At 63.5% G+C, this 23,309-nt stretch carries 21 protein-coding genes; 9 read left to right on the forward strand and 12 right to left on the reverse strand.

The features are described 5' to 3' along the window. Positions 1–249: 249 nt before the first annotated feature. Both HH800_RS05050 and HH800_RS05055 read right to left on the reverse strand, forming a co-directional pair. The gene (locus tag HH800_RS05050) at positions 250–3,048 is read right to left on the reverse strand and encodes an EAL domain-containing protein (RefSeq protein WP_169860369.1); all 2,799 of its coding nucleotides are present in this window, start codon (positions 3,046–3,048) and stop codon (positions 250–252) included. Between the two features lie 455 nt (positions 3,049–3,503). After that, the gene (locus HH800_RS05055; RefSeq protein ID WP_017502316.1) at positions 3,504–4,382 is read right to left on the reverse strand and encodes an oxidoreductase; all 879 of its coding nucleotides are present in this window, start codon (positions 4,380–4,382) and stop codon (positions 3,504–3,506) included. 94 nt (positions 4,383–4,476) lie between these two features. On the opposite strand from HH800_RS05055, the gene HH800_RS05060 reads away from it, so the two are divergent. Continuing rightward, complete coding sequence (locus HH800_RS05060) at positions 4,477–5,379, forward strand: LysR family transcriptional regulator (protein ID WP_169860370.1); 903 nt, start codon at positions 4,477–4,479, stop codon at positions 5,377–5,379. Between the two features lie 424 nt (positions 5,380–5,803). On the opposite strand, the gene trmB is transcribed toward HH800_RS05060, so the two are convergent. The 7 genes from trmB to HH800_RS05095 all read right to left on the reverse strand — a co-directional run bounded on the left by trmB (position 5,804) and on the right by HH800_RS05095 (position 14,497). Further along, on the reverse strand, positions 5,804–6,499 hold the full coding sequence (gene trmB, locus HH800_RS05065) for a tRNA (guanine(46)-N(7))-methyltransferase TrmB (protein ID WP_169860371.1): 696 nt from the start codon (positions 6,497–6,499) through the stop codon (positions 5,804–5,806). A 52-nt stretch (positions 6,500–6,551) separates the two neighbouring features. Further along, positions 6,552–7,637 carry a hypothetical protein gene (locus HH800_RS05070; protein WP_235682027.1) on the reverse strand — a complete coding sequence of 362 codons (1,086 nt, stop codon included), beginning with the start codon at positions 7,635–7,637 and terminating at the stop codon, positions 6,552–6,554. Positions 7,638–8,116: 479 nt separating this feature from the next. Next, a complete protein-coding gene (locus HH800_RS05075) occupies positions 8,117–10,318 on the reverse strand; it encodes a DUF3141 domain-containing protein (RefSeq protein ID WP_169860372.1) in 2,202 nt (733 codons plus the stop codon). Positions 10,319–10,519: 201 nt separating this feature from the next. Then, entirely contained in the window at positions 10,520–11,719 is a 1,200-nt protein-coding gene (metK, locus tag HH800_RS05080; protein WP_004212015.1) for a methionine adenosyltransferase, read from the reverse strand. Positions 11,720–11,776: 57 nt separating this feature from the next. After that, complete coding sequence (gene lnt, locus HH800_RS05085) at positions 11,777–13,318, reverse strand: apolipoprotein N-acyltransferase (protein WP_169860373.1); 1,542 nt, start codon at positions 13,316–13,318, stop codon at positions 11,777–11,779. Positions 13,319–13,328: 10 nt separating this feature from the next. Further along, on the reverse strand, positions 13,329–13,964 hold the full coding sequence (locus tag HH800_RS05090) for a YqaA family protein (RefSeq protein ID WP_048937039.1): 636 nt from the start codon (positions 13,962–13,964) through the stop codon (positions 13,329–13,331). 11 nt (positions 13,965–13,975) lie between these two features. Further along, positions 13,976–14,497 (reverse strand): GNAT family N-acetyltransferase, encoded by a 522-nt coding sequence (locus HH800_RS05095; RefSeq protein WP_169860374.1) that lies wholly within the window; start codon positions 14,495–14,497, stop codon positions 13,976–13,978. Positions 14,498–14,611: 114 nt separating this feature from the next. Here HH800_RS05095 and HH800_RS05100 point away from each other — a divergent pair, with 114 nt between their 5' ends. From HH800_RS05100 to HH800_RS05135, 8 genes are all read left to right on the forward strand, one after another. Beyond that, complete coding sequence (locus HH800_RS05100; RefSeq protein ID WP_004212020.1) at positions 14,612–14,854, forward strand: hypothetical protein; 243 nt, start codon at positions 14,612–14,614, stop codon at positions 14,852–14,854. 117 nt (positions 14,855–14,971) lie between these two features. Then, a complete protein-coding gene (locus HH800_RS05105) occupies positions 14,972–15,748 on the forward strand; it encodes a hypothetical protein (protein ID WP_037507858.1) in 777 nt (258 codons plus the stop codon). A 96-nt stretch (positions 15,749–15,844) separates the two neighbouring features. Beyond that, positions 15,845–16,162, forward strand: a complete 318-nt coding sequence (locus HH800_RS05110; RefSeq protein WP_150131181.1) for a hypothetical protein — start codon at positions 15,845–15,847, stop codon at positions 16,160–16,162. 248 nt (positions 16,163–16,410) lie between these two features. Beyond that, a complete protein-coding gene (gene hemB / locus HH800_RS05115; protein ID WP_169860375.1) occupies positions 16,411–17,406 on the forward strand; it encodes a porphobilinogen synthase in 996 nt (331 codons plus the stop codon). 7 nt (positions 17,407–17,413) lie between these two features. Further along, positions 17,414–17,989 carry a gamma carbonic anhydrase family protein gene (locus tag HH800_RS05120; RefSeq protein WP_169860376.1) on the forward strand — a complete coding sequence of 192 codons (576 nt, stop codon included), beginning with the start codon at positions 17,414–17,416 and terminating at the stop codon, positions 17,987–17,989. A gap of 140 nt (positions 17,990–18,129) precedes the next feature. Continuing rightward, complete coding sequence (locus HH800_RS05125) at positions 18,130–20,148, forward strand: pilus assembly protein TadG-related protein (protein ID WP_169860377.1); 2,019 nt, start codon at positions 18,130–18,132, stop codon at positions 20,146–20,148. Further along, complete coding sequence (locus HH800_RS05130; protein ID WP_037518960.1) at positions 20,145–20,660, forward strand: TadE/TadG family type IV pilus assembly protein; 516 nt, start codon at positions 20,145–20,147, stop codon at positions 20,658–20,660. The genes HH800_RS05125 and HH800_RS05130 overlap by 4 nt, the downstream gene beginning before the upstream one ends. Next, positions 20,657–21,076 (forward strand): TadE/TadG family type IV pilus assembly protein, encoded by a 420-nt coding sequence (locus HH800_RS05135; RefSeq protein ID WP_125987048.1) that lies wholly within the window; start codon positions 20,657–20,659, stop codon positions 21,074–21,076. Before HH800_RS05130 ends, HH800_RS05135 begins: the two co-directional genes overlap by 4 nt. 27 nt (positions 21,077–21,103) lie before the next feature. Here the strand turns inward: HH800_RS05135 and HH800_RS05140 are convergent, their stop codons facing one another. From HH800_RS05140 to glk, 3 genes are read right to left on the reverse strand one after another with little or no spacing between them, the layout of a single operon-like run. Continuing rightward, complete coding sequence (locus HH800_RS05140) at positions 21,104–21,625, reverse strand: hypothetical protein (RefSeq protein WP_169860378.1); 522 nt, start codon at positions 21,623–21,625, stop codon at positions 21,104–21,106. Positions 21,626–21,681: 56 nt separating this feature from the next. Beyond that, positions 21,682–22,299 carry a bifunctional 4-hydroxy-2-oxoglutarate aldolase/2-dehydro-3-deoxy-phosphogluconate aldolase gene (eda, locus tag HH800_RS05145; protein WP_169860379.1) on the reverse strand — a complete coding sequence of 206 codons (618 nt, stop codon included), beginning with the start codon at positions 22,297–22,299 and terminating at the stop codon, positions 21,682–21,684. Then, complete coding sequence (glk, locus tag HH800_RS05150) at positions 22,296–23,276, reverse strand: glucokinase (RefSeq protein WP_048937033.1); 981 nt, start codon at positions 23,274–23,276, stop codon at positions 22,296–22,298. Before glk ends, eda begins: the two co-directional genes overlap by 4 nt. Positions 23,277–23,309: the final 33 nt, after the last annotated feature.

A 23,309-nucleotide genomic window follows, 5' to 3' on the forward strand; every position in this document is an offset into this window, starting at 1 on the left:
ATATTGTGGCGCGTATATTTCATCTTGAATTTTCCGCCGCTCGATCGTTCCTGTCCTGGAATCCTGTCACGGAACGACCAGATGCTGCCGATCCACGCTCGTTTGCGCCTGCGATCAGTCGACCGTCGGCTATTGCACTGGTTGTGTGAAAGGTCGGATAAGATCCGATCCTATCGGTTCGTTGTGGGAAAACGGCGCGGTAATCGGGTTGTGCTCATTAGGCGGCGTGACAGCGCGTCGTGGATGGTGTCAGGCAGCCTCGATTTTCAGGGGCGCGCGCTCGGGTTCCAGGCTAGGGCTCGTGGTAGGCCTTCCCCATAGATAGCCTTGCGCTTCATCGCATCCTTCGGTGCGAAGGAGCCGAAGCTGATCCTCGGTTTCCAGTCCTTCGGCCAAAACTGGCACTTCAAGGCTATGTCCCAGCGCAAGGACCGCACGAATGATCGCCCGAGCCTGATGGCTGGTTTCCGAATCCAGCAGGAAGGAACGGTCGATCTTGATCTTATCGAAGGGGAAGGAGTTGAGCGTATCGAGCGACGAATAGCCTGTGCCGAAATCGTCCATCGCGATGGAAACGCCAATCGCCTTGATTTGACGCAGAATATGCAGGGCACGGGCCTTGTCACTGACAAGGGCGGTTTCGGTTATCTCCAGTTCCAATCGATGCGCCGGCAACCCGCTCTCCAGAAGTGCCGATGTGACAATCTGGATGAGATCGACATGCATGAGTTGTACCGGCGACAGGTTGACCGCCACACGCCAGGGTTCAGGCCAGTTGGCGGCATCACGGCACGCCTGGCGCAGAACCCATTCGCCAATGGCCAGAATTTCCCCGCTTTCCTCGGCAATCGGGATGAATTCCGCCGGAGAGATCCAGCCATCGCGTGGATGCTGCCAGCGCAATAGCGCCTCATATCCGACCACCGCCTCGGTGGAGACCAATTTCTGGACCTGATATGCCAAACTGAACTCGTCGCATGCGACAGCCTCGCGCAGATCATTGGCGAGCGTGCGGCGGGCGCGCGCGGCCTCGTCCATGCCCTGTTCGTAGAAGCAGACCTGACGACCAATAGTCGCTTTTGCCCGGTACATGGCAAGATCGGCATTGTTCACCAACGGCTCTCGGCGGGAGCCGTCCGTTGGGAAAATGGCGATGCCAAGGCTCGCGCCAGGATGGATGGAGAGGCCATCCATTTCGATCTTCTCGACCAGGCAGCGCTCCAGGCGGGAGATGAAATTGTCCAGCGCATCGTCATTTTCAAACGATTTGAACGCGGCAAACTCATCGCCGCCGAAGCGAGCGACGACCTCGCCTCGACCCAATAGGCCTAGCATGCGTCGAGCCAGTTCCTGCAGGACTGCATCGCCCGTTGAATGGCCATGCACATCGTTCACTTCCTTGAAGCGATCAAGGTCGATGCCGATCACGGCGATCTTTCCGCCATTTCGACTTGCCTGGCTGAGCGCGAGATCGAGACTATCATTATAGCTCGATCTGTTCGGCAGACCCGTCAGTTCGTCATGCAGTGCCATATGTTCGATGCGTTGCTCCGCCCGACGACGATCCGTGATATCGTCGAAGGTGGACACCCAGCCACCATCTGGCAGCGCATGATGGGCAATGGAAAAGGTCGAGCCATCCGCAAAATCAGCAATCAGAACGCCGCCATCCGGATTTTCGATACAGGCCCGGTGTCGGGCCAGAGTTTCTTCCAGTGCCTCTGCGGCGACCGCACCTCCGGTGCGCTTGGCTACCGCAATCCGAACAAGTTCCTCGAAAGCGGTTCCAGGCGGGCATTGCTCGTGAGAGACGTCGAACAGCGTGCTCACCCTGTCATTTGCCAATGTCAGGTGCCCATTTTGGTCGAAGAGGCAGAGGCCTTGATGCATGTTGGACAGGGCGACGTCGAGTTTTGACCGCGTCTCCTCCAACCGCAATTGATCTTCCCTCATTCGGGTCATATCGCGCGTGATCTTGGCGAAGCCACGGAAGAGTCCTGTTTCGTCAAAGACGGACTCGATCGTCACATGAGCCCAAAATCGGCTGCCGTCTTTGCGATAGCGCCAGCCTTCCGCATTGAATTTACCATCTTGCCGCGCTGTTTCTATGCCGCGTCTCGGCAGGCCCGCCGATCGATCCTCTTCGGAGTAGAAGGAGGACAGTTCCAACCCCATGGCTTCGGTGCTGCTATAGCCCTTCAGGCGCTGTGCGCCGGCATTCCATGAAGCGACGCGACCGTCCCGGTCCAGCATATAGATTGCGCAATCGCTGATGCCTTGGACAAGAACCTTGAACTCGCGCTCGCTAGCCCCGATGGCAGCATGCAGTCGTGCGCTCGACAGTGCCGCCATGATGCTGACGGTCAGGACGCCCAATGCAACAATGGCGACGGCCAAGCCCATTTGCGGAGTGGAAAGAAGAAGCCCTCCGGTTTCCTCAAGACGGTTGGGACGCAGGGATAGCGCAGCCATGCCGGCAAAATGGAGCGACAATATGCCTGTGACTATGGACGAGGCCGCTAGCGCCCCGGTCGCGTAACCGCGCCGGTCGAGGGCGAAATGAAAGGCTAGCGGTGCTGGAGCGGTTATGAGCAGGATGGATGCGATGACCATCGGTTGCGACCACCGGAAATCGGCATCGATCCTGATGGCGTAGATGCCCAGATAATGCATCGAGGCGATACCCAGTCCAACCACTAGACCCGCCAGAATGCGGGCCTTGAGGGCGGAGGATCGCAAGGCAATCATATGTGCCAGGGTGAGCGCGCTCACGACCGTCAGGAGCGACAATATTGTGGGAACGAGCGCATAGCCGAGTATTACGCCCGGGTCATATCCCATCATGGCGGTGAAGTGCGTCGACCATACCCCGAAGCCGCCAACGCCTCCCGACGCGATTGCCCAGCGTATATGATCGATATTTTTCGTATCCCGGGCGCGCCGCAGAAACAGGACAATCGCTATCGCGGATATGGCGCAAATTAGCCCTGCAGCCGCGACGAGGCGAAGATCGTGATCGTCTCGGATGCAGAAATAGATATCGAACATGAAGCTGGATCCCTTAACCACACCCCTCTGGCATGCGCGCCTTTAGTCGAAGTTAATGACCCGAAAAATTATGTATTTTGCAGATCCTGTCGCGTCACAAGTTCTTGATCGCATGCGGATATCTGGAAAAGACAGCGATGTTATTTTCCGCTGCGGGAAGGCGTGGGGGAATTCCGGTCATCTTTTAACGCCCCTTTACGGCCATTCAGTCACCGATTTTCCGGTCCAGGTCGCGGCCAACTCGCTATGCTGCTCTGGATGCCCGGCACTGGCCGCAAGGAGAATGGCTGCGTTCCGCCGATTGAGTGTCAGCCCCATGTCGTTTGAGAATAGCGGCAGACGAACCGTTCGCGCCCATAACAGGCGCATCGAACCGCAGGCTGTCCGATTTCGAAAGACAGGGGGGGGAGGCGGAGGGCGCATTCCGCAGTCGGGAATGCGCCCATCATCGAGGTTCAGTGGGCCGGATCGAACGCAATGGCTTCGAGTGCGGCCTTGACCTCCTGCGACAGATCCAGCTCCACTGCTGCCAAATTCTCGGTCAGATGCGCGACATTGGACGTGCCGGGGATCAGCAGCATGTTCGGTGCGCGCGCCAACAGCCATGCAAGCGCCAGCTGCATCGACGTAGCGCCTAGGCGATCCGCCAAATGGGCCAATGCCTGCGATTGGATGGGCGAAAAGCCTCCGAGCGGAAAAAATGGGACATAGGCGATGCCCTGGCTCGTCAAGCTGTCGATCAGCGCGTCATCCGCGCGGTGCGCCAGGTTATACTGGTTCTGGACGCACGCGATCGGGACGATGCGCTGGGCCTCCGCAACCTGGCTCTCTGTCACGTTGCTGAGGCCGATATGTCGAACCAGTCCTTTCTCGCGCAGCTGTGCAAGGGCGACGATCTGCGCCTCGATCGACCCTTCCGACGGCGCGTGGATGTCGCCCATAATGCGCATGTTGACCAGGTCGAGAGTGTCGCGGCCAAGGTTTCGCAGATTGTCTTCGACGCCCTGCTGCAATTCGGCGGCACTTTGTGCCGGCAGCCATGAGGCGTCCTTGCCGCGGATCGCGCCCACCTTGGTCACGATCAGGAGATCGTCGCTATAGGGATGAAGCGCATCGCGGATGATCTGGTTGGTCACATGAGGGCCGTAGAAATCGCTTGTGTCGATATGGTTCACGCCCGCCGCAACTGCCGCGCGCAGAACCGCGACGGCGGCATCGCGATCTTTGGGCGGGCCAAAGACGCCAGGCCCAGCCAGTTGCATCGCGCCATAGCCCATGCGGTTCACGAGATGATCGCCCAGCTTGAAGGTGCCGGCTTTGCGAAGATCCATCATGTCCTGTCTCCTCATTTGGAGACCGCGATATGGGCTTGTGGCCAGCGAACGATAAGTCGTAGTAATCAGAACAGGCTGTACGGATAATCGAACAATGGCGACGGAACTCGATGATCTTGCCACCTTCGTGGAAGTAGTGCGGGCAGGAGGCTTCCGAGATGCAGCCCGTATTTCGGGCACCTCGGCATCTGGGATGAGCGACGCGCTCAGGCGGCTGGAAGCCCGGCTAGGCGTTCGTCTCCTCCACCGCACGACGCGCAGCATGGCCCTGACCGAAGCGGGCGCGCGGCTATTCGAGCGGCTGTCGCCGGCCCTTTCGGAAATCCGCGACGCGCTCGATGTCGTCAACATCTTCCGTGACAGACCCGCTGGAACATTGCGCCTGAATGTTCCAGCTAATGTCGCCCGCACCGTGCTCCCATCGATCCTCCCATCATTCCTTCGGGTCTATCCCGATATTCGAGTGGAGGTGACGGTGGAGGATGGGTTTGTCGACATATTGAAATCCGGTGCGGATGCCGGGATCCGTTATGAGGAGCGGCTTGAACAGGACATGATCGCGATCCCCATCGGCCCAGCGACGCAGCGGTTGGTTACGGCTGGATCTTCAGCCTATTTCGATCATCATGGGCGCCCCTCGCACCCACAGCAACTGTTGGGCCATAATTGCCTGCGCGGCCGTTTTTCCGGCGGAGCCATGCCGGGATGGGAATTCGAGAGAGAGGGAGAAATTCTCGTTGTCGATCCGACCGGGCCGCTGGTGGTGCAGCCTGGTCTGGCGTGCGAATTGCTTATCGATGCTGCCGTGGCTGGCCTTGGAATTGTGCATCTGTTCGAGGATTGGCTCAAGCCGCATATCGAGAGCGGGGCGCTCCAATCCGTTCTCGACGACTGGTGCCAGACCTTCTCTGGTCCCCGGCTCTATTATTCCGGGCGCCGTTATTTGCCGGCGCCCTTGCGGGCTTTCGTGGACTTTGTTCGCTTGCAGCGATGGTAAATGGGGCCGCGTCAGAGCGGTTCCCGTGTTCGTACGCCGGCTGCGATTATCGACCAAAAACCTGCAGGCCCTCGTCCCTTGGAAAGCGGCAACCTGCCCAGAGAGGCGTGGACCTCGCATTCGCTTGCTGACTTTCCGGTGGCGATGGCAAGATTTCAGGCGCCACGAAAATAATCACCGTTGCGGAAAATTCCGGCCATCGCTTCGCACGGTGGTAGATTTAACTATCTTGAATATCTCTAATTTTCTCGGGTCTTTGCCTAGTGGATTGATTTTGACATGTGCATCCCCCGTCGGCGGGGATGGGTCTGCAAATGTCAAAATCGTAAAATCCGCGAGAATCAAAAATTCTAGCGGTCCGAAAAGATTCTGACATTCGAGCGCGACATCGCCGCAAACGGTATCGAATGTCGGAATCGGACCACTAGATGCGCCGGTACCGGAAATACCAGACCTCATGGCCCAGGCGCCGGGCCTTGGCCTCATAGCGGGTTTCGGGCCAGCCGCCCGGACGGGTCAGGAAATCCTTGGGATCGCTCGCCAGCCAGTCGAATTCGGGATGGCCGTTCATGACCATCAGCGCCCAGCGCAGATAGACCGGATGATCGGTGCCGAAGCGGAACTCGCCGCCGGGCTTGAGCTTCCTGGCGATCATCTCGACCGGGCCGGGGTTCATCATCCGGCGCTTGGCATGGCGGGCCTTGGGCCAGGGATCGGGATGGAGCAGATAGACGAAGCTGAGCGATCCGTCGGGGATGCGCGACAGTACATCGAGCGCGTCACCCATGTGCAGCCGGACGTTGCCGAGCGCGCCGTCGCGGATATGGCCGAGCGCCTGGACCACGCCGTTCAGGAACGGCTCGCAGCCGATGAAGCCGTGGTCGGGCAGCATGTCGGCGCGATAGGCCATATGCTCGCCGCCGCCGAAGCCGATCTCGAAATGGAGCGGGCGGTCATAGCCGAACAGGTCGGCAGCGGTGACGTCGCCTTCGGCCGGCACCGATACGGCGGGCAGCAGCGTGTCGACCAGTTCCTGCTGGCCCTTGCGAAGCTTGGGCCCGGACTGGCGGCCATAAAGGCGGTTGAGGGTGGTCGGGTCGCCCGATTTATGCGCGGTCATGGGGTGGGCCGATAGCGGGGGCGGGCCGAGGGAGCAAGCGGCGTGCGCCCTATCAGTTGGCGACGGCGTCCGGAGACAGGCTGATCTGGCTTTGCTTGCCATAGACGCTGGTGGTCGACAGCGGCTTTTCCGACTGGACGATCTCGATCGCCTGGGCTGGGGGTGGCGCGCTGGCGTAGCTGGGATATTGCAGCCATTGGTCAAGCTTGCGGACGGTGACCGTCCAGGGCGCGCTGCTTTCATCCTTGCCGCCGAGCAAGGCGGTCAGCGTGTCTCGGGCGATGACCAGCATGGTGCCCGAGTCGCCGAGCGGGATGGCATAGCTGCCCTCATTCGCCTCGCCCTGATAGATGGGGAGGCGGCCCTGTATCCGATCGGGGTGGACGCAATAGGCCGGTGCGGCCGGGGCTTCTCCATTCTTCGCCGTCTTTTCCCTGACGCTGCGGTCGATATTGCCCATCATCGCGCCGGCAATGACGGACGCGCTGTCCTTTGTCACCTTGTCCGCAGGCGCGCCGAAGACAAGCGGTTGGGCGCAGGGCTTGAGCGGAACGGCCGTCGCGAGTGGCGGGAGGGCACGGGGCCAGCCGAGCTGCGCGATCATTCGGTCCATCAGGGTGTCGAGCTGGGAAGCGTCATGGACCGGCGAAGTGACGCGCAGCTTTACCACCCATTCTCCCAGCGCGATGACGGCAACGCCGCTGCTGCGGCCGACCTGGCTGATGGCGAAGCTCTGGCGCAGGCCGGCTGGCACTGAACTGCCCGGAAGGGCAAAAGCCACAGGATCGCCCAGGGCTGCGGGGCGCCCGAACTTGTCATTGGTCGCGATCATGGTGGCCGCGACATCGAACCAGATGGCGGTGGCCGGCATGGCGGCATGATAGACATAGACATTCACATGGGTGCGACTGATCGGATCGTCATAGGCGATCGATGTATCGAGGAGCGCGCCGTTGCTCAGATCCTCGACCGCACTGCGAGCAAAACCGTCAATCTTCGACGGGAAGGCAATACCGGACGGCTTGTGCGTCCAGTTTTTGTCGGTCTTTACGGCGATGGGGCTCGGCTGGGCCTGCACGGACGGGGCAAGGGGCAGGGCTGTTGCCATCGCAAAGCCGCCAACTATCCGCATCCACATGAATATCTGCCCCCTCCCGCTATGCATGCAGGCAAGGTAGCGGGAAGGGGGCAGAGCACAAGGGCCATGGGATGCCGAACAGGGGAGAGCGGCAGGATGGCCCTTGAAGCTGGCTAGCCGTGGTGCGACCCGAAGGCTGGCCGGGAGGCAAGGCCCGACCGGTCTGTCCAGTTCGTCAGGTCACTTGCACTTGGCGAAGCGACCCTTGGCGTCCTTGCAGGGGCCCATTTTCGGGGCCGCCTTTGGCGGACATTTGACGAACTTGCCCTTCGCATCCTTGCAGGGAGCTGCCAGTGCAGGAGCGGCACTGCCAGCCAGAAAAGCAAGGCTGATGAAGGCGGTAGCAAGAGGACGGGTCATGGCATTGCCCTGGGTGGAGGGTGTCGGGCTCGACAGGGGTGCGAGCCCGACGCCCTCTCTATGCGCGGTTCCGCGGGCGCAGGCCAATGAACTTTTCGTCATGTTCCGGACAGGATGGCTTAGCCACGGTCGGTATCGGCCGCAGCATTGAACAGGTCGAGCATGGCACCCAGCCGGGCAGCCTCCTCCTGCGTCAGCCCTTCGTCCCGGTCGAACAGGGCGGCAAGCTTTTGCCCGCCGGCGCGGACCGCATCGGGATCGACGCGGGCGAGCAGTTCGGGAATGCCGGCAATCGCGCCATCGGGATCATGGCGCAGCAGCTTGGCCTGCTCGCGCACCAGCGCCCGGAACAGCGGCAGCGTCATGCCCGCGGGGAGCATGTCGATATGCAGCCGGCGTGCCTCCTCGAACCGGCGGGCGTCGGTCTGTTCGCGTGTGCGCAGCACATGGAAGATCGCCCGCAACTGCGCCTCCAGCAGGCCGCCTTCGTGCAGTTCGGCGCTGAGATGGGCCATTTCCTCGGCAACGAAGGTGCGATGTTCCGGCGTGTCGCCGGGGTGATGGCGGGGCGGGCGGCCATCCTGCGGGGCGACGCCCATGGCGGCCTGAACCAGCGGCGCGCCATAGATCGTATCGAAGCTGAGTGCCTGGAGCTTGTCGCGGGCATCCCGATAGGCGTCGAGCGCGCCGACCATCATGTTCGACACCATGGTCTGGCCGGCCAGGAAGCCATTGTCCGGGGCGACCGGGCGCCGATTGTCGCGCACGACACCGGCCCAGCCCTCGATCAGTTGCGCCATGGGATGGTCGCTCGACCAGCTGTAGGACAGGCGCATCGGGTGCCATTGCGCCAGCCATTCGGCCAGTTGCGGGCTGGCCATCGCCTGCATCATCGGCTGGGCGAAGCGGCGATACAGTTCCAGATTGGCTTCCGACGCACGCCGGGCGGCAACGAAGCGCCGTTCGCTGTCGAAATCCTGCTGCACTATTGCCTGGACATCGGCGATGCCGCGCCGCTGGATCGCGAGATATTGGCCGTCATCATCGACCGCGCCGGGCAGGGCACCGTCGGGATCCTGTTGCACCGTCGCCTGATAGAGGCCGGCGGGCAGCACGTCGATCAGGTCGATGGCGCTGACGAATTCGCGATGCTCCTTGCGCCCGACGCTGGCCGAGACGAAGATGCCGAGATGGCCGATACTGTCATGGGTGGCATAGATGATCGTCTGGTCATGGCTGACGATTTCGGCATCGTTGCGGTAGAGATCGGTGATCCAGCCCAGGGCCTGCGGTGGCGGGGTGATATTGTCGCCATGCGAGCAGAAGACCAGGATCGGCGAGCGGATGTTGCGCAGGTCGATGCGGATGCCGTCCGATGTCAGCAACTGGGCGGTGGCGAGCCGGTTGCCGATGAAGAGATTGTCGACGATATACTGCATCTCGACATCGTTGAGATAGACATAGCCACCCCAATATTTCTCGAAGCCGAGATAGCGGGGAGCTTCGGTATCGACCCGGGAATAGAGGGTATAATCCTTTTTCCAGAGCGTGTTGGCGGGATCGAGATTTTCGAAATTCTGCACCAGCCAGGCGCCGTCGAAGCGGCCGGCGCCCATGTCGCCGGTCATCGCCGTCGCCCAACTGCCGCCCATCAGGCCGCCGCCATAGCGCATGACATTGTCGCCCGCCCAATAGGAGAGCGGGGCGCCGGCGATGATGATCGGGCCGAACAGGTCGGGCCAGACCGCAGCGGTCATCAATATCTGCCAGCCGGCCTGGCAATTGCCGATCACCACCGGCTTGCCATCGGCGGAGGGGTGGAGTTCGCCGACATGGGCGACGAAGGCGGCCTCCGCCCGCATCACATCCTCCACCGTCTGCCCCGCGACCGGATTGGGAGTGAAGCCGATGAAATAACAGGGATGGCCTTCGCGCAGGGCGGCGCCAATCTCGCTGTCGGGCTTGAAGCCGCCAATGCCGGGGCCATGGCCGGCGCGCGGATCGACGACGATGACCGGGCGCTTGGCGGGGTCGACCGGCAGGCCCTCCGGCGGGGTGATGCGGACCAGACCATAATTGACCGGCCGGGGTAGATCGGCGCCGGACAGGATGATCTCGCCATCGAAATTCAGCACATGGGGCACGCGTTCGGCCAGATGCGCCTTATACTGGTCGCCGCGCTGGCGCTTGACGTCGGCGAACAGGACGGCGCGTTGCAGCGCGTCGACGCCATAGTCGAATGCCTGACCGAACCAGTCGAGCGGCGGCCAAAGCGGGATGGAAGCGGTGGATGTTGTGGGTTCGCTGGTCGTCCTGGGCATGGCTGGCCTTCCGAAACGCGTTCAGACGTCGCGGCGGACCCCCATTCCTGACCGCACTGCATCATAACCCCGAGTCATGACAATGCGATGGAAAATCGCCTTATTTCGACAGGCCGGTAACAACTTGTGACGGACATGCGAAAAGGGCGCGGAAAGCATAGCTATCCGCGCCCCTTGCTATTGGTCGTCAGACCGCAGGCCTCAGGCGAGCTTCGCCTTGAGCGCGTCAACCAGATCGGTCTTTTCCCAGGGGAAATAGTCGCCGTCGGGCGTGCGGCCGAAATGGCCATAGGCGGCGGTCTTCTGGTAGATCGGCTTGTTGAGGCCGAGATGGGTGCGGATGCCCTTGGGCGTCAGGCGCACCAGGGTCGGCAGCACGGCTTCGATCGCCGAGGCTTCGACGGTGCCAGTGCCGTGCAGGTCGACATAGAGCGAGAGCGGTTCGGCAACGCCGATGGCGTAGCTGAGCTGGATCGTGCAGCGACGAGCGAGGCCGGCGGCAACGATGTTCTTCGCGAGGTAGCGGGTGATGTAGGCCGCCGAACGGTCGACCTTGGTCGGATCCTTGCCGCTGAACGCGCCGCCGCCATGGGGCGAAGCGCCGCCATAGGTGTCGACGATGATCTTGCGGCCGGTGAGGCCGGCGTCGCCGTCAGGGCCGCCGATTTCGAACAGGCCGGTCGGATTGACGTAGATGGCTTCGTCGCCGGGCAGCCAGCCTTCGGGCAGCACATCGGCCATCACGCCCTTGACGTAAGCGCGCAGCTCGGCGCGGCTGTCGTCATTGTCCATGCCGGCGGCATGCTGGGTCGACACGACCAGCGCGGTCGCGCGGACCGGCTTTTCGTCGATATATTCAAGCGTCACCTGGCTCTTGGCATCGGGTTCCAGGAAGGGAACGACCTTGCCATGACGGTCGGCCGCCATGCGTTCCAGGATCTTGTGCGAATAATAGAGGGTGGCGGGCATGAGGTCGGGGGTTTCATCCGACGCATAGCCGAACATGATGCCCTGGTCGCCGGCGCCTTCGTCCTTGTTGCCGCTTTCATCGACGCCCTGCGCGATGTGAGCCGACTGGCCGTGCAGATTGTTTTCGAAGCGGAAGGTCTCCCAGTGGAAGCCGTCCTGCTCATAACCGATGCGCTTCACGGTGGCGCGGACGGTCGCTTCGATTTCTTCCTTGGCGCCCGGTGCCCATTCGCCATTTTCATAGACGCCCTTGCAGCGGATTTCGCCGGCCAGGACGACGAGCTGGGTCGTGGTCAGGGTTTCGCACGCGATGCGCGCTTCGGGATCCTTGGACAGGAACAGGTCAACGATCGAGTCGGAAATCTGGTCCGCGACCTTGTCGGGGTGGCCTTCGGAAACGGATTCCGAGGTGAAGAGGAATTGGTTACGCATGAGACTCCCGTAAGGTGCTTGCGGACGAATGAACATAAAGAAAACTTTATGTGGCTATTAGCTTTTGCCTCTGCGCAAGGCAAGGGCCGTCCCGAGCAGGATCAGGAGGAAGGCGAAGGGCGCCCAGCTGCCCAGCCGCGCGAACAGGGTGGCAGGCAGCGGCGGCGGCAGGCGGCTGTCGAGATAGCCGGCGCGATGGCTGGACAGTGAATGCAGCACATGGCCGCGCGCATCGACGATGGCGGACACGCCGGTGGGCGTGGCGCGGATGATCGGCAGCCCTTCCTCCAGCGCGCGCAGACGGGCCTGGGCCAGATGCTGGACCGGCCCCCAGCTGCCGAACCAGGCATCGTTGGACGGGTTGAACAGGAAGTCCGGGCGATGGGCGCGGTCGACCACCTGGCCTGAAAAGATGATCTCGTAACAGATCTGCACGCCCATCTTGAGCGCGGGACGGCCAAGGGTGGCGGGCAGGGTCAGGCTCTGCGGGCCTGGGCCTGGCCAGAAATCGACGTCGCCCGGCACCAGCCGCGACAGGCCGATCGGCTGGAGGATGCTGCGCATCGGCAGATATTCGCCATAAGGGACGAGGTGCGCCTTGTCATAGCGGGCGGCAAGCTGGGCATCGGGCGTGACGACGAACAGGCTGTTGTTGGCGCCGGCCAGTTCGGTCGTGCCATAAGGCCCCTTGTCCTTGAAATAGACCTTGGTCGCGCCGGTCATCAGCAGGTCGCCCGGCCCCATCAGGTCCGCCAGGCGCCAGCGCCATTCGGGTTCCATGTCGAGATAGGCGGGGATCGCCGCTTCGGGCCAGAAGATCAGGCGCGGGGCGGGGCGGGGCTTGCCCGACAGGGTCGCTAGGGTGCGGAAATGCGCCTGTTCCAGCTCGGCCGAATATTTCTCGTCCTGGCCGATATTGGGCTGGACCACGCGGATCAGTGGGGCGCCGGCTGGCGTCGTCGGCGCGGGCGAGAACTGGCCCCAGAGCGCGAGAGCGACGAGCGGCACGGCGATGGCGGCGGCGGGGCGATATTGGCGGCGCGCGGCGAGCAGGCAGGCGCCGGCGGCAAGCAGCACCAGCGCGCCCAGGCCATAGGTGCCGATCAAGGTCGCGGCGATCGCGGCGCCGGTCGGCAGCAGGGTGACACCCAGCGGGTTCCAGGCAAAGCCGGTGAAGACGGTGGCGCGCGCATATTCGCTGGCGATCCAGCAGCCGGCGAACAGCAGCAGGAAGGCCGGGCCGGTGAAGGCGAAGCGGCGCCCGGCCCACCAGGCGCCCAAGGTCGCGAGACCGGGATAGACGGCGAGATAGAGCGAGAGCAGGACCACCGCGCCATAGCCGAACCAGTGCGGCATTGCGTCCTGATAGGTGAAGGCGTGGGCGATCCAGTTAAGGCCCAGGGTGAAGTGGCCGACCCCGAACAGCCAGCCGCGCAGGAAAGCTGCGCGGCGATCGGGCGCGCGCTCGATCAGCAGGATCAGCAGCGCGAAGCAGGCGATGGTGACCGGCCAGAGTTTCAGCGGCTCGAAACCGGTCGCCGAGACGAAACCGGCGAGCAGGGCAGCAAGCCGGGGATGGCGCGCGAGCAGGGCGTTCATTTGCGGCGGATCAGGAGATGGTGGCCATGGTGGCATTGGAGCAGCGATCGCTCTTCTGCCCGCCGCCCGACAGCATCGATGCCGCGACGAAACCGCCGACCACCAGCACCAGGAACAGCGCCGACAGCGGTGCTAGATATTTCTCGATGAACGCCTTGATCGGGCGGCCGAATTTCCAGAACAGGAAGCCGACGATCATGAACTGGAAGGCGCGGGACAGGATGCTGGCCCACAGGAAGGTGAAGAGCGACAGGCCGATGAAGCCGGCGGTGATGGTGATCAGCTTGAACGGGATCGGGGTCGCGCCCTTGATCAGGATGATCTCCGCGCCATAGTCGCGCAGGTAACATGCCGCGACCGGGAATTTCGCCGACAGGCCAAGGAGATGCAGGATCTGTGCGCCGACCGCCTGATAGAGGAAGTGGCCGATGCCATAGCCGAGCAGGCCGCCCAGCACCGATGCGATGGTGCAGATGAGGCCATAGCGGATCGCCTTTTCCGGCCGCGCCAGGCACATCAGACCCAGCAGCGGATGCGGCGGGATCGGAAAGAAGCTGGATTCCATGAAACTGAAGGCAAAAAGCCAACGTTCGGCGTGCGGGTGAGCGGCCTTGGCCAGCATCCACTGATAGAGCTTGGTGAGCATCGCGAGCGGGCCTAGCTGAGTTGAACGGGTGCCGCCAGCGCTTTTGCCAGGACGACCATTTCCAGCGGCGGATCGAGCGGGATGGGGAAGGGGCGCTTCTCGTCGGTCAGCATATAGCCACGCCGCTGATAATAGGCGATCAGCTCGGGCCGCCGGTCGATCACTGTCATCTCGATCATGGTCGCGCCGAAATCGCGGGCGGCCTGATCCTCCGCGGCGGCGATCATGCGGCGGCCAAGCCCGGCGGCCTGAAGCGGGGGATCGATGCAGAGCAGGCCGAGATAGGCGACATCTTCCTCGCGCTTCGTGATCTGGACGCAGCCGATCGGCATGCCCTTGTCGTCGATTGCGACCAGCAGCCGGTCGGTCGGGCTGGCGAGAATGGCCTGCAATTCCTCGATATCGGTGCGGGCTCCGGTCAGCAGGTCGGACTCGAATGTCCAGCCGGCCCGCGCCTCGTCGCCGCGATAGGCGCGCTCGATCACGCGGTGGAGCAGGGGCAGGTCGGCGGGGGCGGCAAGGCAGATATCCATGGCCCCGCCTTTAGCGGGGCGGCGATGGCTGCAAAAGCCCTGAAGAATGGATGTGGCGATGCTTGATCGGGACGCGCAGGCCGCGATAGGATCGGCGTCAAAGAGGAGAGTGACATGCAGGACATGGGCGAGGGCAGTTGCCCCTTCAGCTTCAACATGGACCCGGCCAGCTTCAAGGTCGGCGATTCGGTCAGCTATCGCGTCACCGGCAGTCTGGAGGGCTTTCCCTTTGCCGGGGTGCTGCTGGAAGTGCATGACGACCATGTCGTGCTGACCTCCGATGTCGACGACAAGGCCAGCCGGATGCGCGCCACGCGTGAGAGCCGGCCGGTGGTGCGCGAAGAGGATGTCTGCTGACGGATAGGGCGTCGGGCGGCCAATCCCACCATATTACCGATTTGTCAGCCGCCACGGCGTTGACTGTGCGGTGCCGTCTGGGCATGACGCGCAACGCATAGAGACCGGTCGGCACGCTTGATAATTTCGCATATTCCCTGGGACAAGTTGCGGCAGCGGGCCGGCGGCCTGGCATTCGCGCTGGTGCTGAACGCGATCCTGCTGCTGGCGCTGCTGACGATGGCGCCGCATATCGACCCCAAGAAGGTCGAGGATCGCAATCCGGTGAGCTTCGATATCGAGCCGGCCAAGCAGGCGAACAAGGAAAAGTCCAAGGCGCAGAAGGCGGAAAAGCGCGAGCGGGATACCGCCGCGCCCAAGCAGAAGAGCGAGCCGGTGGTGACGCCGCCCCGGCCGGTCGAGACGCCGACGGTACAGCCGCCATCGCCTTTCCCCTTCATCACTCTCGACAGCCGCCAGATGGCCGCGGCGGACATCGGCAAGATGGAAAAGAAGACGGCGGGCGTCGGCGACAGCGGCACCGGCAATGCCAAGGCGATCGTGGGGCCGGGCGAGGGGCCGGGCGGTGTGCAATTGTTCGAGGCGGAATGGTATCGCCGGCCGACCCATGCCGAGTTGTCGAGCTATCTGCCCGCCAATGCGCCGGCGCAGGGCTATGGCCTGGTGGCGTGCAAGACGATCGACCATTATCATGTCGAAAATTGCCAGATGATCAGCGAATATCCGACCGGATCGGGCTTTGGCCGCGCCGTGCGCCTGGCCGCCTGGCAATTCCTGGTGCGGCCGCCCCGCGTCGATGGCAAGCCCCAGGTCGGCGCCTGGGTCCGCATCCGCATCGATTATACCCGAACGGTTATCGGTGGCAGCGCTGGCGCGGATGATGACGGACGCTGAGGCGCGGTAGGTCGGGTAGCGACCAGAAATATCCATAAATCGGACAGCGGCCGCTCTCAGATAGCCGACATAGTGTGACTGGAGTAAGCTGCCATCATGGATGCCCCCACCGATTCCGAACGTGAAGAACTCGAACTCATGGTGAGTGATGTTCTCTACGAAGTCGCTGATTTCGCTTGGGTCGATTTAGCGGATCGCATTCCGGTTGGAAGGACCGACGTCAGGCCGGAAGCTGAAGGCCGTTATATGGCCGTAACATGGGAAGCCGATTGGAAGCGGCAGCGAGGTGGCCCGATCTTTATTAAGGTCCAAGGTTTTCTCGATCGGGATCATAAAACGCCTATCTGGTGGTCTGGCGAGACCATCCGCAAGCGCAGTCTGCTTGATCGGTTACTAAATCGGAACAGCCGCTGACGACCAGAAGCAGACGTTTCCAACTCCTCCCCAAGCTTGTCTTGGGGAGGTGGCAGGCGCGTAGCGCCTGACGGAGGGGAAGGTGCCTATTAACGCTGCGCTATTGGGCCTGTGCCCCTCCACCATTTGCTGCGCAAATGGTCCCCCTCCCCGGTCCGGGGAGGAATGCCTTGTTTCCACCCATCGCCCCAGGGGCAGGACAATCGGTCCGGCTTGATCCCCTTCCGGTCGCGGCCTACACCCGCGGCATGACTATTGCCTCCTATCCGGCGCTGCGCATGCGCCGCACCCGTGCCACCGCCTGGAGCCGGGCGATGCATGCCGAAAACCGCCTGTCGCCCAGCGATTTCATCTGGCCCCTTTTCGTGACCGAAGGGGACGGCGTCGAGGAGCCAATCGCGGCGCTGCCCGGCGTGTCGCGCTGGTCGGTCGACCTGATGGGGGCGCGGGCCAAGGAAGCGCGCGACGCCGGCATTCCCTGTCTGGCGCTGTTCCCCAATACCCAGGCCGACCGCCGCAGCGACGATGGCGCCGAGGCGCTGAACCCGGATAACCTGATGTGTCGGGCGATCCGCGCGATCAAGGATGCGGTGCCCGATATCGGCGTGCTGACGGACGTGGCGCTCGATCCCTATACCGCCCATGGCCAGGACGGGCTGCTCGACGAGACCGGCTATGTGATCAATGACGCGACGATCGACATGTTGATCGGCCAGTCGCTCAACCAGGCGGCGGCAGGCGCCGACATCATCGCGCCCAGCGACATGATGGACGGCCGGATCGGCGCGATCCGCGAGGCGCTGGAGGAAACCGGCCATGCCAATGTCCAGATCATGGCCTATGCCGCCAAATATGCCAGTGCCTTCTATGGTCCGTTCCGCGACGCGGTGGGGTCGCGCGGGCTGCTGAAGGGCGACAAGAAAAATTATCAGATGGACCCGGCCAATGGCGAGGAAGCGCTGCGCGAGGTCGCGCTCGACCTGGCCGAGGGCGCGGACAGCGTGATGGTGAAGCCGGGGCTGCCTTATCTGGATATCGTCGCGCGGGTGCGCGATCGTTTCTCCGTCCCGGTCTTCGCCTATCAGGTGTCGGGCGAATATGCGATGATCGAACATGGCGCCGCCGCCGGCTCGGGGGACCGCGATGCGCTGATCCTGGAAACGCTGATGGCGTTCAAGCGGGCCGGCTGTTCGGGCGTGCTGACCTATCATGCGCTGCATGCAGCGCGACTGCTGAACGGTTGAGGCGCAGATGATTGATCATCCCGATGTTTCGATCATCCCGCTGAACGGCAAGACGCCGCTGATCCACCCCAGCGCCTTCATCGCGCCGGGATGCCGGATCATCGGCGATGTCGAGATCGGCGCGGATGCCAGCATCTGGTATAATTGCGTGATCCGGGGCGATGTGAACCATATCCGCATCGGCGCGCGCACCAATATCCAGGACGGCACGGTTGTCCATTGCGATAGCCCCGGCGACGGCCGTCCGGGCTATCCGGCGGAGGGCTATCCCACCATCATCGGCGAGGATGTGCTGATCGGCCATATGGCGATGGTCCATGGCTGCGTGCTGGAGGACCGCGCGTTCGTGGGGCTGGGCGCGATCGTGATGAGCGGCTGCACGGTGGAGAGCGACGCGATGCTGGCGGCCGGCGCGCTGCTGTCGCCCGGCAAGACGGTGCTGCATCGGCAGCTCTGGGCCGGGCGTCCGGCCAAATATATGCGCGACCTGACCGACGAGGCGATCATCACCATGCGCGAGGGCGTCGACCATTATGTCCATAATGGCAAGGCGCATAAGGGCGCGGTGCGCCAGATGGGCTGAAAACCGGCGCATTTCCGGTTTCTGGCGATCCGTCGTCGTCAACCAATTGTCCGACATTATTTTGCGAAAATTGCGTGAATTAGCAATTAATCAAGTTTTTGCGCGGAATGGCAGTCCCGACATTTCATTCGGGATTATCCATGAAATTCCGCAATTTATTTCTGAGGCATGACGGTAGTGTCAGTGTCGTCGCTGCCCTGTCGCTGATCGGCGTCATCGGCATGGCGGGTCTCGCTGTCGATCTCAATCGCGGCTATGAGCGGCGGATCGCGACCCAGCGCGTGGCGGACATGGCGGCGCTGGCCGCAGCCGTCGCCTATAAGGCAGACGGATCGCAGGCGATATTGCGCCCCACCGCGGTCGATCTGGTCACCGCCCATGGCATCACCGATGCGACGATCGACGTGGCGCTGCTGGCCGACACGCCAGAAGCCGGGGCCAAGGCGGTGCGTGTCGAACTGACGACGCCGCTGCCGCTCAGCCTCAGTCGCATATTGGGCGCTGCGGCGACCATGCCGGTGAAGGTCAGCGCGATGGCGCGCCTGGCCAGCAGCGCGTCGGCTACGCCCTGCATCCTGGGCCTCGCCTCGTCGGGCAGTGCGGTCGAGACGCAGGGCGGCGCGACGATCAACGCGACCGACTGTTCGGTGGTCGGCGCCGGATCAGTCAACAATGGCGGGTCGGGCATCACGGCCAAGGAAATCGTCTCGGGCGCGGCCGACATCATCAACAATTATGGCACCTTGTCGGCCGATCTGCTCCGCTATGCCGGCAGCTTTTCCAATCCCAGCTGGAACGGCAATGTCCCGGCGGCTGACAAGCGGATCAACCAGTCGACCGCGATCAGCGACCCGCTCGCCAATTCGATGGATCTCGCTACCGCGCGGCAATTGCTCGGCACCTTCCGCACGCCGCGGACCATCGCCAATCCGGTGACACCGGCCTGCGCCGACATATGGACTTTCGGCAATTCGCCCTCGGCCGGTGCTGCCCCCTTCCGTCAGGGCAACAGCGCCAAATTCACCGTGCCGGCCGGCAATTACTGCCTGTCGCGGATCACGATCGACGGTGGCATCACTGTCACCTTCCAGGCCGGCTCCACCATCACCGTCGCCAATGGCGTGTCGATCGGTGGCGGTTCGACTGTCAATTTCGGTGACAATGTCTGGCGGATCAATGGCGGCTTCAACAGTGGATCGAGCGGCGTCACCTTCGGCAATGGCGAAGTGTCGATCGGCGCCGGCACGGTCAGCTTTGCGGGCACCAACCGGATCGGCACCGGCCCTGTCTCGATCGCTGCCAACATCACGCTGTCGGGCGGCACGTCCCTGGCGGTGGGTGCGGGCAGTCATGGCTTCAAGGGGATCAGCGTCGGCGGCGGCAGCTGGATGACGCTGGGCGATGGCGATCTGGACGTCGCCGGCCAGATCAGGATCGATGGGGATTCCACCCTGATCGCGGGCACCGGCAACTACACGCTGGCCAATGCCGGCGGCGACGCCATCACGCTGAGCGGCAGCGGCCGCTTCTTCATGGGGGATGGGCTGTTCAGCGCCAATGGCAATATAACGACCGCCGGCGGCAGCCGCCTGGTCTTCGGCAAGACCGCCAATCACCTGATCAACGGCAATCTGTCGATCGCCGGATCAGTGCTGTTCGGCGCCGGGCGCTACACGGTGAGCGGCGGCCTGACCAACGGTACCGGCGGCACGACCTGGCCCTATACCTCGCCGATCACCAACCAGAGCTGGGGCCAGACGCTGGAGGGCGTGTCGGTGTCCGGCTATGACATGGCCGGCGTCAATGTAAGTTTCATCCTGGGCGGGACGATCAACCTGGCCGGTGGCGCCAAGACCAAGCTGATCGCCCCTACCAGCACCGTCGAAGGGGCCGCCATCGCCGACATATTGGTCGACAGCCTGACATCGCAGGCGACCAACTGGGGCGCAGGATCGCAGAATATCTTTTCCGGGGTCGTCCATCTGCCCAATTCGGCCGTGACCATGTCGGGCGGCAACAACAGCCTGTCGGCGGGCCAATGCTTCACCCTGATCGCCTATCGCGTGACGGCAAGCGGCGGCGCCAATGCCGGCACCGCCTGCAAGTCGATCAGCGATCTGGTCGGCGGTAGCGGCGCAGATGTGGAGTTGGTGGCATGATCGGCGGCTTGCGGAAACTGCGCCGTTCGGAACGGGGCGTGGCGACCGTCGAGTTCGCGCTGTGGCTGACCCTGTTCTTCACGATCAGCCTGGTCGCGATCGACATCGCCCAGTTCACCATCCAGCGCGGGCGACTGGCCGAGGCGGTGAGCGGCGCATCGCTGTCGGCCTTCAAGACGCGCGATGCAGTGCAGTTCCAGTCCATTCCCGCCTATGTACAGGCAATGGCAGCGGCGCCGGGCCAAAGCCCGATCAACGTCACCGTCGGCTGCAATGGCGGGACCGGCAATTGCACGAACAGTTCCCGCGTCTGCGCCTGCCTCAGCCAGACGGGCAGCTTCATTCCGACCAACAGTTGCGGCCAGAGCTGTGGCAGCGGCGCGAGCGCGAACAGCCGGTCGGGCTATTATCTCGACATCGTCGCGAGCTACAAGTTCAACCCGCAATTCGTCCCGGCCTCGCTCGCGGAAAAGGCGGTCATCACCCAGAAGACGACGGTGCGCCTGCAATGACCCGATGGCTGAACCCTATCCGATCGAACCAGACGGGCGCGGTCGCGATCGAATTTGCGCTGCTGGCGCCGGTCTTCTTCGCCTGCCTGTTCGGCGTGATCGAACTGGGACGGCTGGCCTGGACCAAGCAGGCGCTGCGCGAGGCCGCCTACAGCACGGCACGTTGCCATATGGTCAATGACAGCGCGTGCGGCACCACGCAGCAGCAGATCAGCTATGCCGTGGCGCGGGCCAAGGCGAACGGCATCGTCATTGCCGCAGCCAATGTCAGCATTCAGGCCAATGTGGCGTGTCGCGGTGTCGGCCAGGCCAGCATGGTCGAGATCAACAAGCCGTTCAGCTCGCCGATCAGCCAGCTCGTGCCGCTACCGACGACGGTGTCGGCGAAATCCTGCCTGCCGGGGCTGGCGGGCTGACAGATGGGCTAATGCCCAATGCTCCGGTCAGGGCTGGGGCAGGCGGTTCTTCAGCGCGTCGATGCGGTCATTCTGGCTGTCGACCATCGACAGGACGCTGGCGCGTGCCGCGTCGATATCCGCGACGCCGCCCTTTTCCGATCCATCGGCGACCGCGTTAGACCGTTCGATGAACAGGGTGTCGAGGCTGGCAAGCGCGGACACGCTGTCGTTGCGGGCGGATTCGGCGGCGCTGATCGCGACCTGCGCCGCGACCCAGGCGTCGCTCGATACCGATGCGCGGCCGGCGCTGTTCACGGCGCGGTCGGCGCTGGCATAGGCCTTGTCGAAATTGGCGCCGCCGCTCTGCGCCTGGCTTGTGAGCTGGCTGATCTGGGCCTTGAGCTTGTCGTCGGCCGGCACGGGCAGCGGGGCGGCCGGCGCCTCGGCCATCGGTGCGCTTTCGACCGGGCGCTTGGCAAGCGAAGGATGGCTTTCATGCGCGCCGGCGCAGCCCGACAGGATCAGGGCGATGGTGGGAAGGAAGCGGCGCGTGATCATGATCTGCATCTAGGGCGGGACCGGAAGGCGTGCAATGGGGGTTTGTCCGGTCCCGCGCGATAGATTTAGCGCGGCAGGGCAGCGGCTTCGCGCGCCAGTGCCTCGATCACTGCGGGATCGATCGGCCCCTTGGGCACGACCCAGCTGCCGCCGACGCATTTGATGAAGGGCTGGGCCAGCCATTCGGGCGCGCTCTGGGCGGTGATGCCGCCGGTCGGGCAGAAGCGGGCGGTGTGCAGCGGCGCGGTCAGCGCCTTGAGCGCCGGAAGACCACCCGAGGTTTCCGCCGGGAAGAATTTGAAGTGGGACAGGCCCATGTCCATGCCGCGCATGATGTCACCCGCCGTGGCGGTGCCGGGCAGGAACGGGATGTTGGCGGCGATCGCGGCCTTGCCCAGCGGTTCGGTGAGGCCGGGGCTGACGATGAAGCGGGCGCCCGCTTCCATCGCGGCGTCGAGCTGGGCCGGGTTCAGCACCGTGCCGGCGCCGACGACCGCGCCCTCGACCTTTGCCATCTCGCGGATGACGTCGAGCGCGGCGGGGGTGCGCAGCGTGACTTCAAGCGCGGGCAGGCCGCCCTTCACCAGCGCCTGGGCAATGGGGAGCGCATCCTCGACCCGATCGACCACCAGCACCGGGATAACCGGGGCCAGTTCCATCACCTGTTCGACGGTCAAGCTCATGCATTCTTCTCCCTAAAGGCCGCGGCAGCGCCGAACAGGCCGATTTCTTCATGGATCGCGCAGCGGATCGGCACGGTCGCCATCAGGCTCTCGAACCGGCCCTTGGCCTTGAAGCGGGCGTGGAAGCCGCTCTGTTCGAGAAAATCCTTCATCCGCTGGGTGAGGCCGCCGGCCAGTACCACCGCATGGGGGCCATGCGCCAGTGCCAGATCGCCTGCGACCGAGCCGTAGCAGAGGCAGAAGCGGTCGAGCGCGCGGCGGGCGAACTCGTCGCTGCCGTCGAGCGCGGCCTGCCACAATTCGGGGTCTTCCATCAGCATGACCCGGTCATGGCCGATGGTGGCGAGCGCCTTGTAGATATAGTTGAGGCCCGGACCCGACACGATCCGCTCGGTCGAGACGCGCAGGAACTTGTCGCGCAGATAGTCGAGGATCTTCACCTCGATCTGGTCGAGCGGGGCGAAGTCGAGATGGCCGCCCTCGGTTGCGATGACATGGGGATGGCCATCGTCATAGGCGATCATCGCGACGCCAAGGCCGGTGCCGGGACCGACCACGGTGACGCCGCCGTCGCGCGGGAAGGGGCGGTCCTCGCCGAAAAGCAGGGGCAGATTTTCGTCGGGCAGGCGCGAGACGGCATGGGCGACCGCCTCGAAATCATTGACCAGGCGCACGGTGCGCAGGCCCAGATCCTCCGCCAGCGTGTCGGCGCGGATGACCCAGTTGCTATTGGTCAGCTTGATGACCTCGCGGCCGATGGCGGTGGCGAAGGCAATCGACGCGGCGTCGGGCAGCGGGCTGTCGCTGTCCTTGCTTTCGTCTTCGACGAACGCGCCCCAGCAGGCCTGGAGGCTGGGATAGTCGGCGACCTTGTATTTGCGGACGGTGCCGAGTGTCGGCACGCCCTTGTCGTCCAGCGAGGCGCGGGTGAAGCGCGCATTGGTGCCGCCAATGTCAGCGGCGATGATGTCGGTCATTTGTCTCTCTCTCCGGACATTCGCGCCAGCGCA

Origin of the sequence: Sphingobium yanoikuyae (assembly GCF_013001025.1) — a bacterium.
Classification (GTDB): domain Bacteria; phylum Pseudomonadota; class Alphaproteobacteria; order Sphingomonadales; family Sphingomonadaceae; genus Sphingobium; species Sphingobium yanoikuyae_A.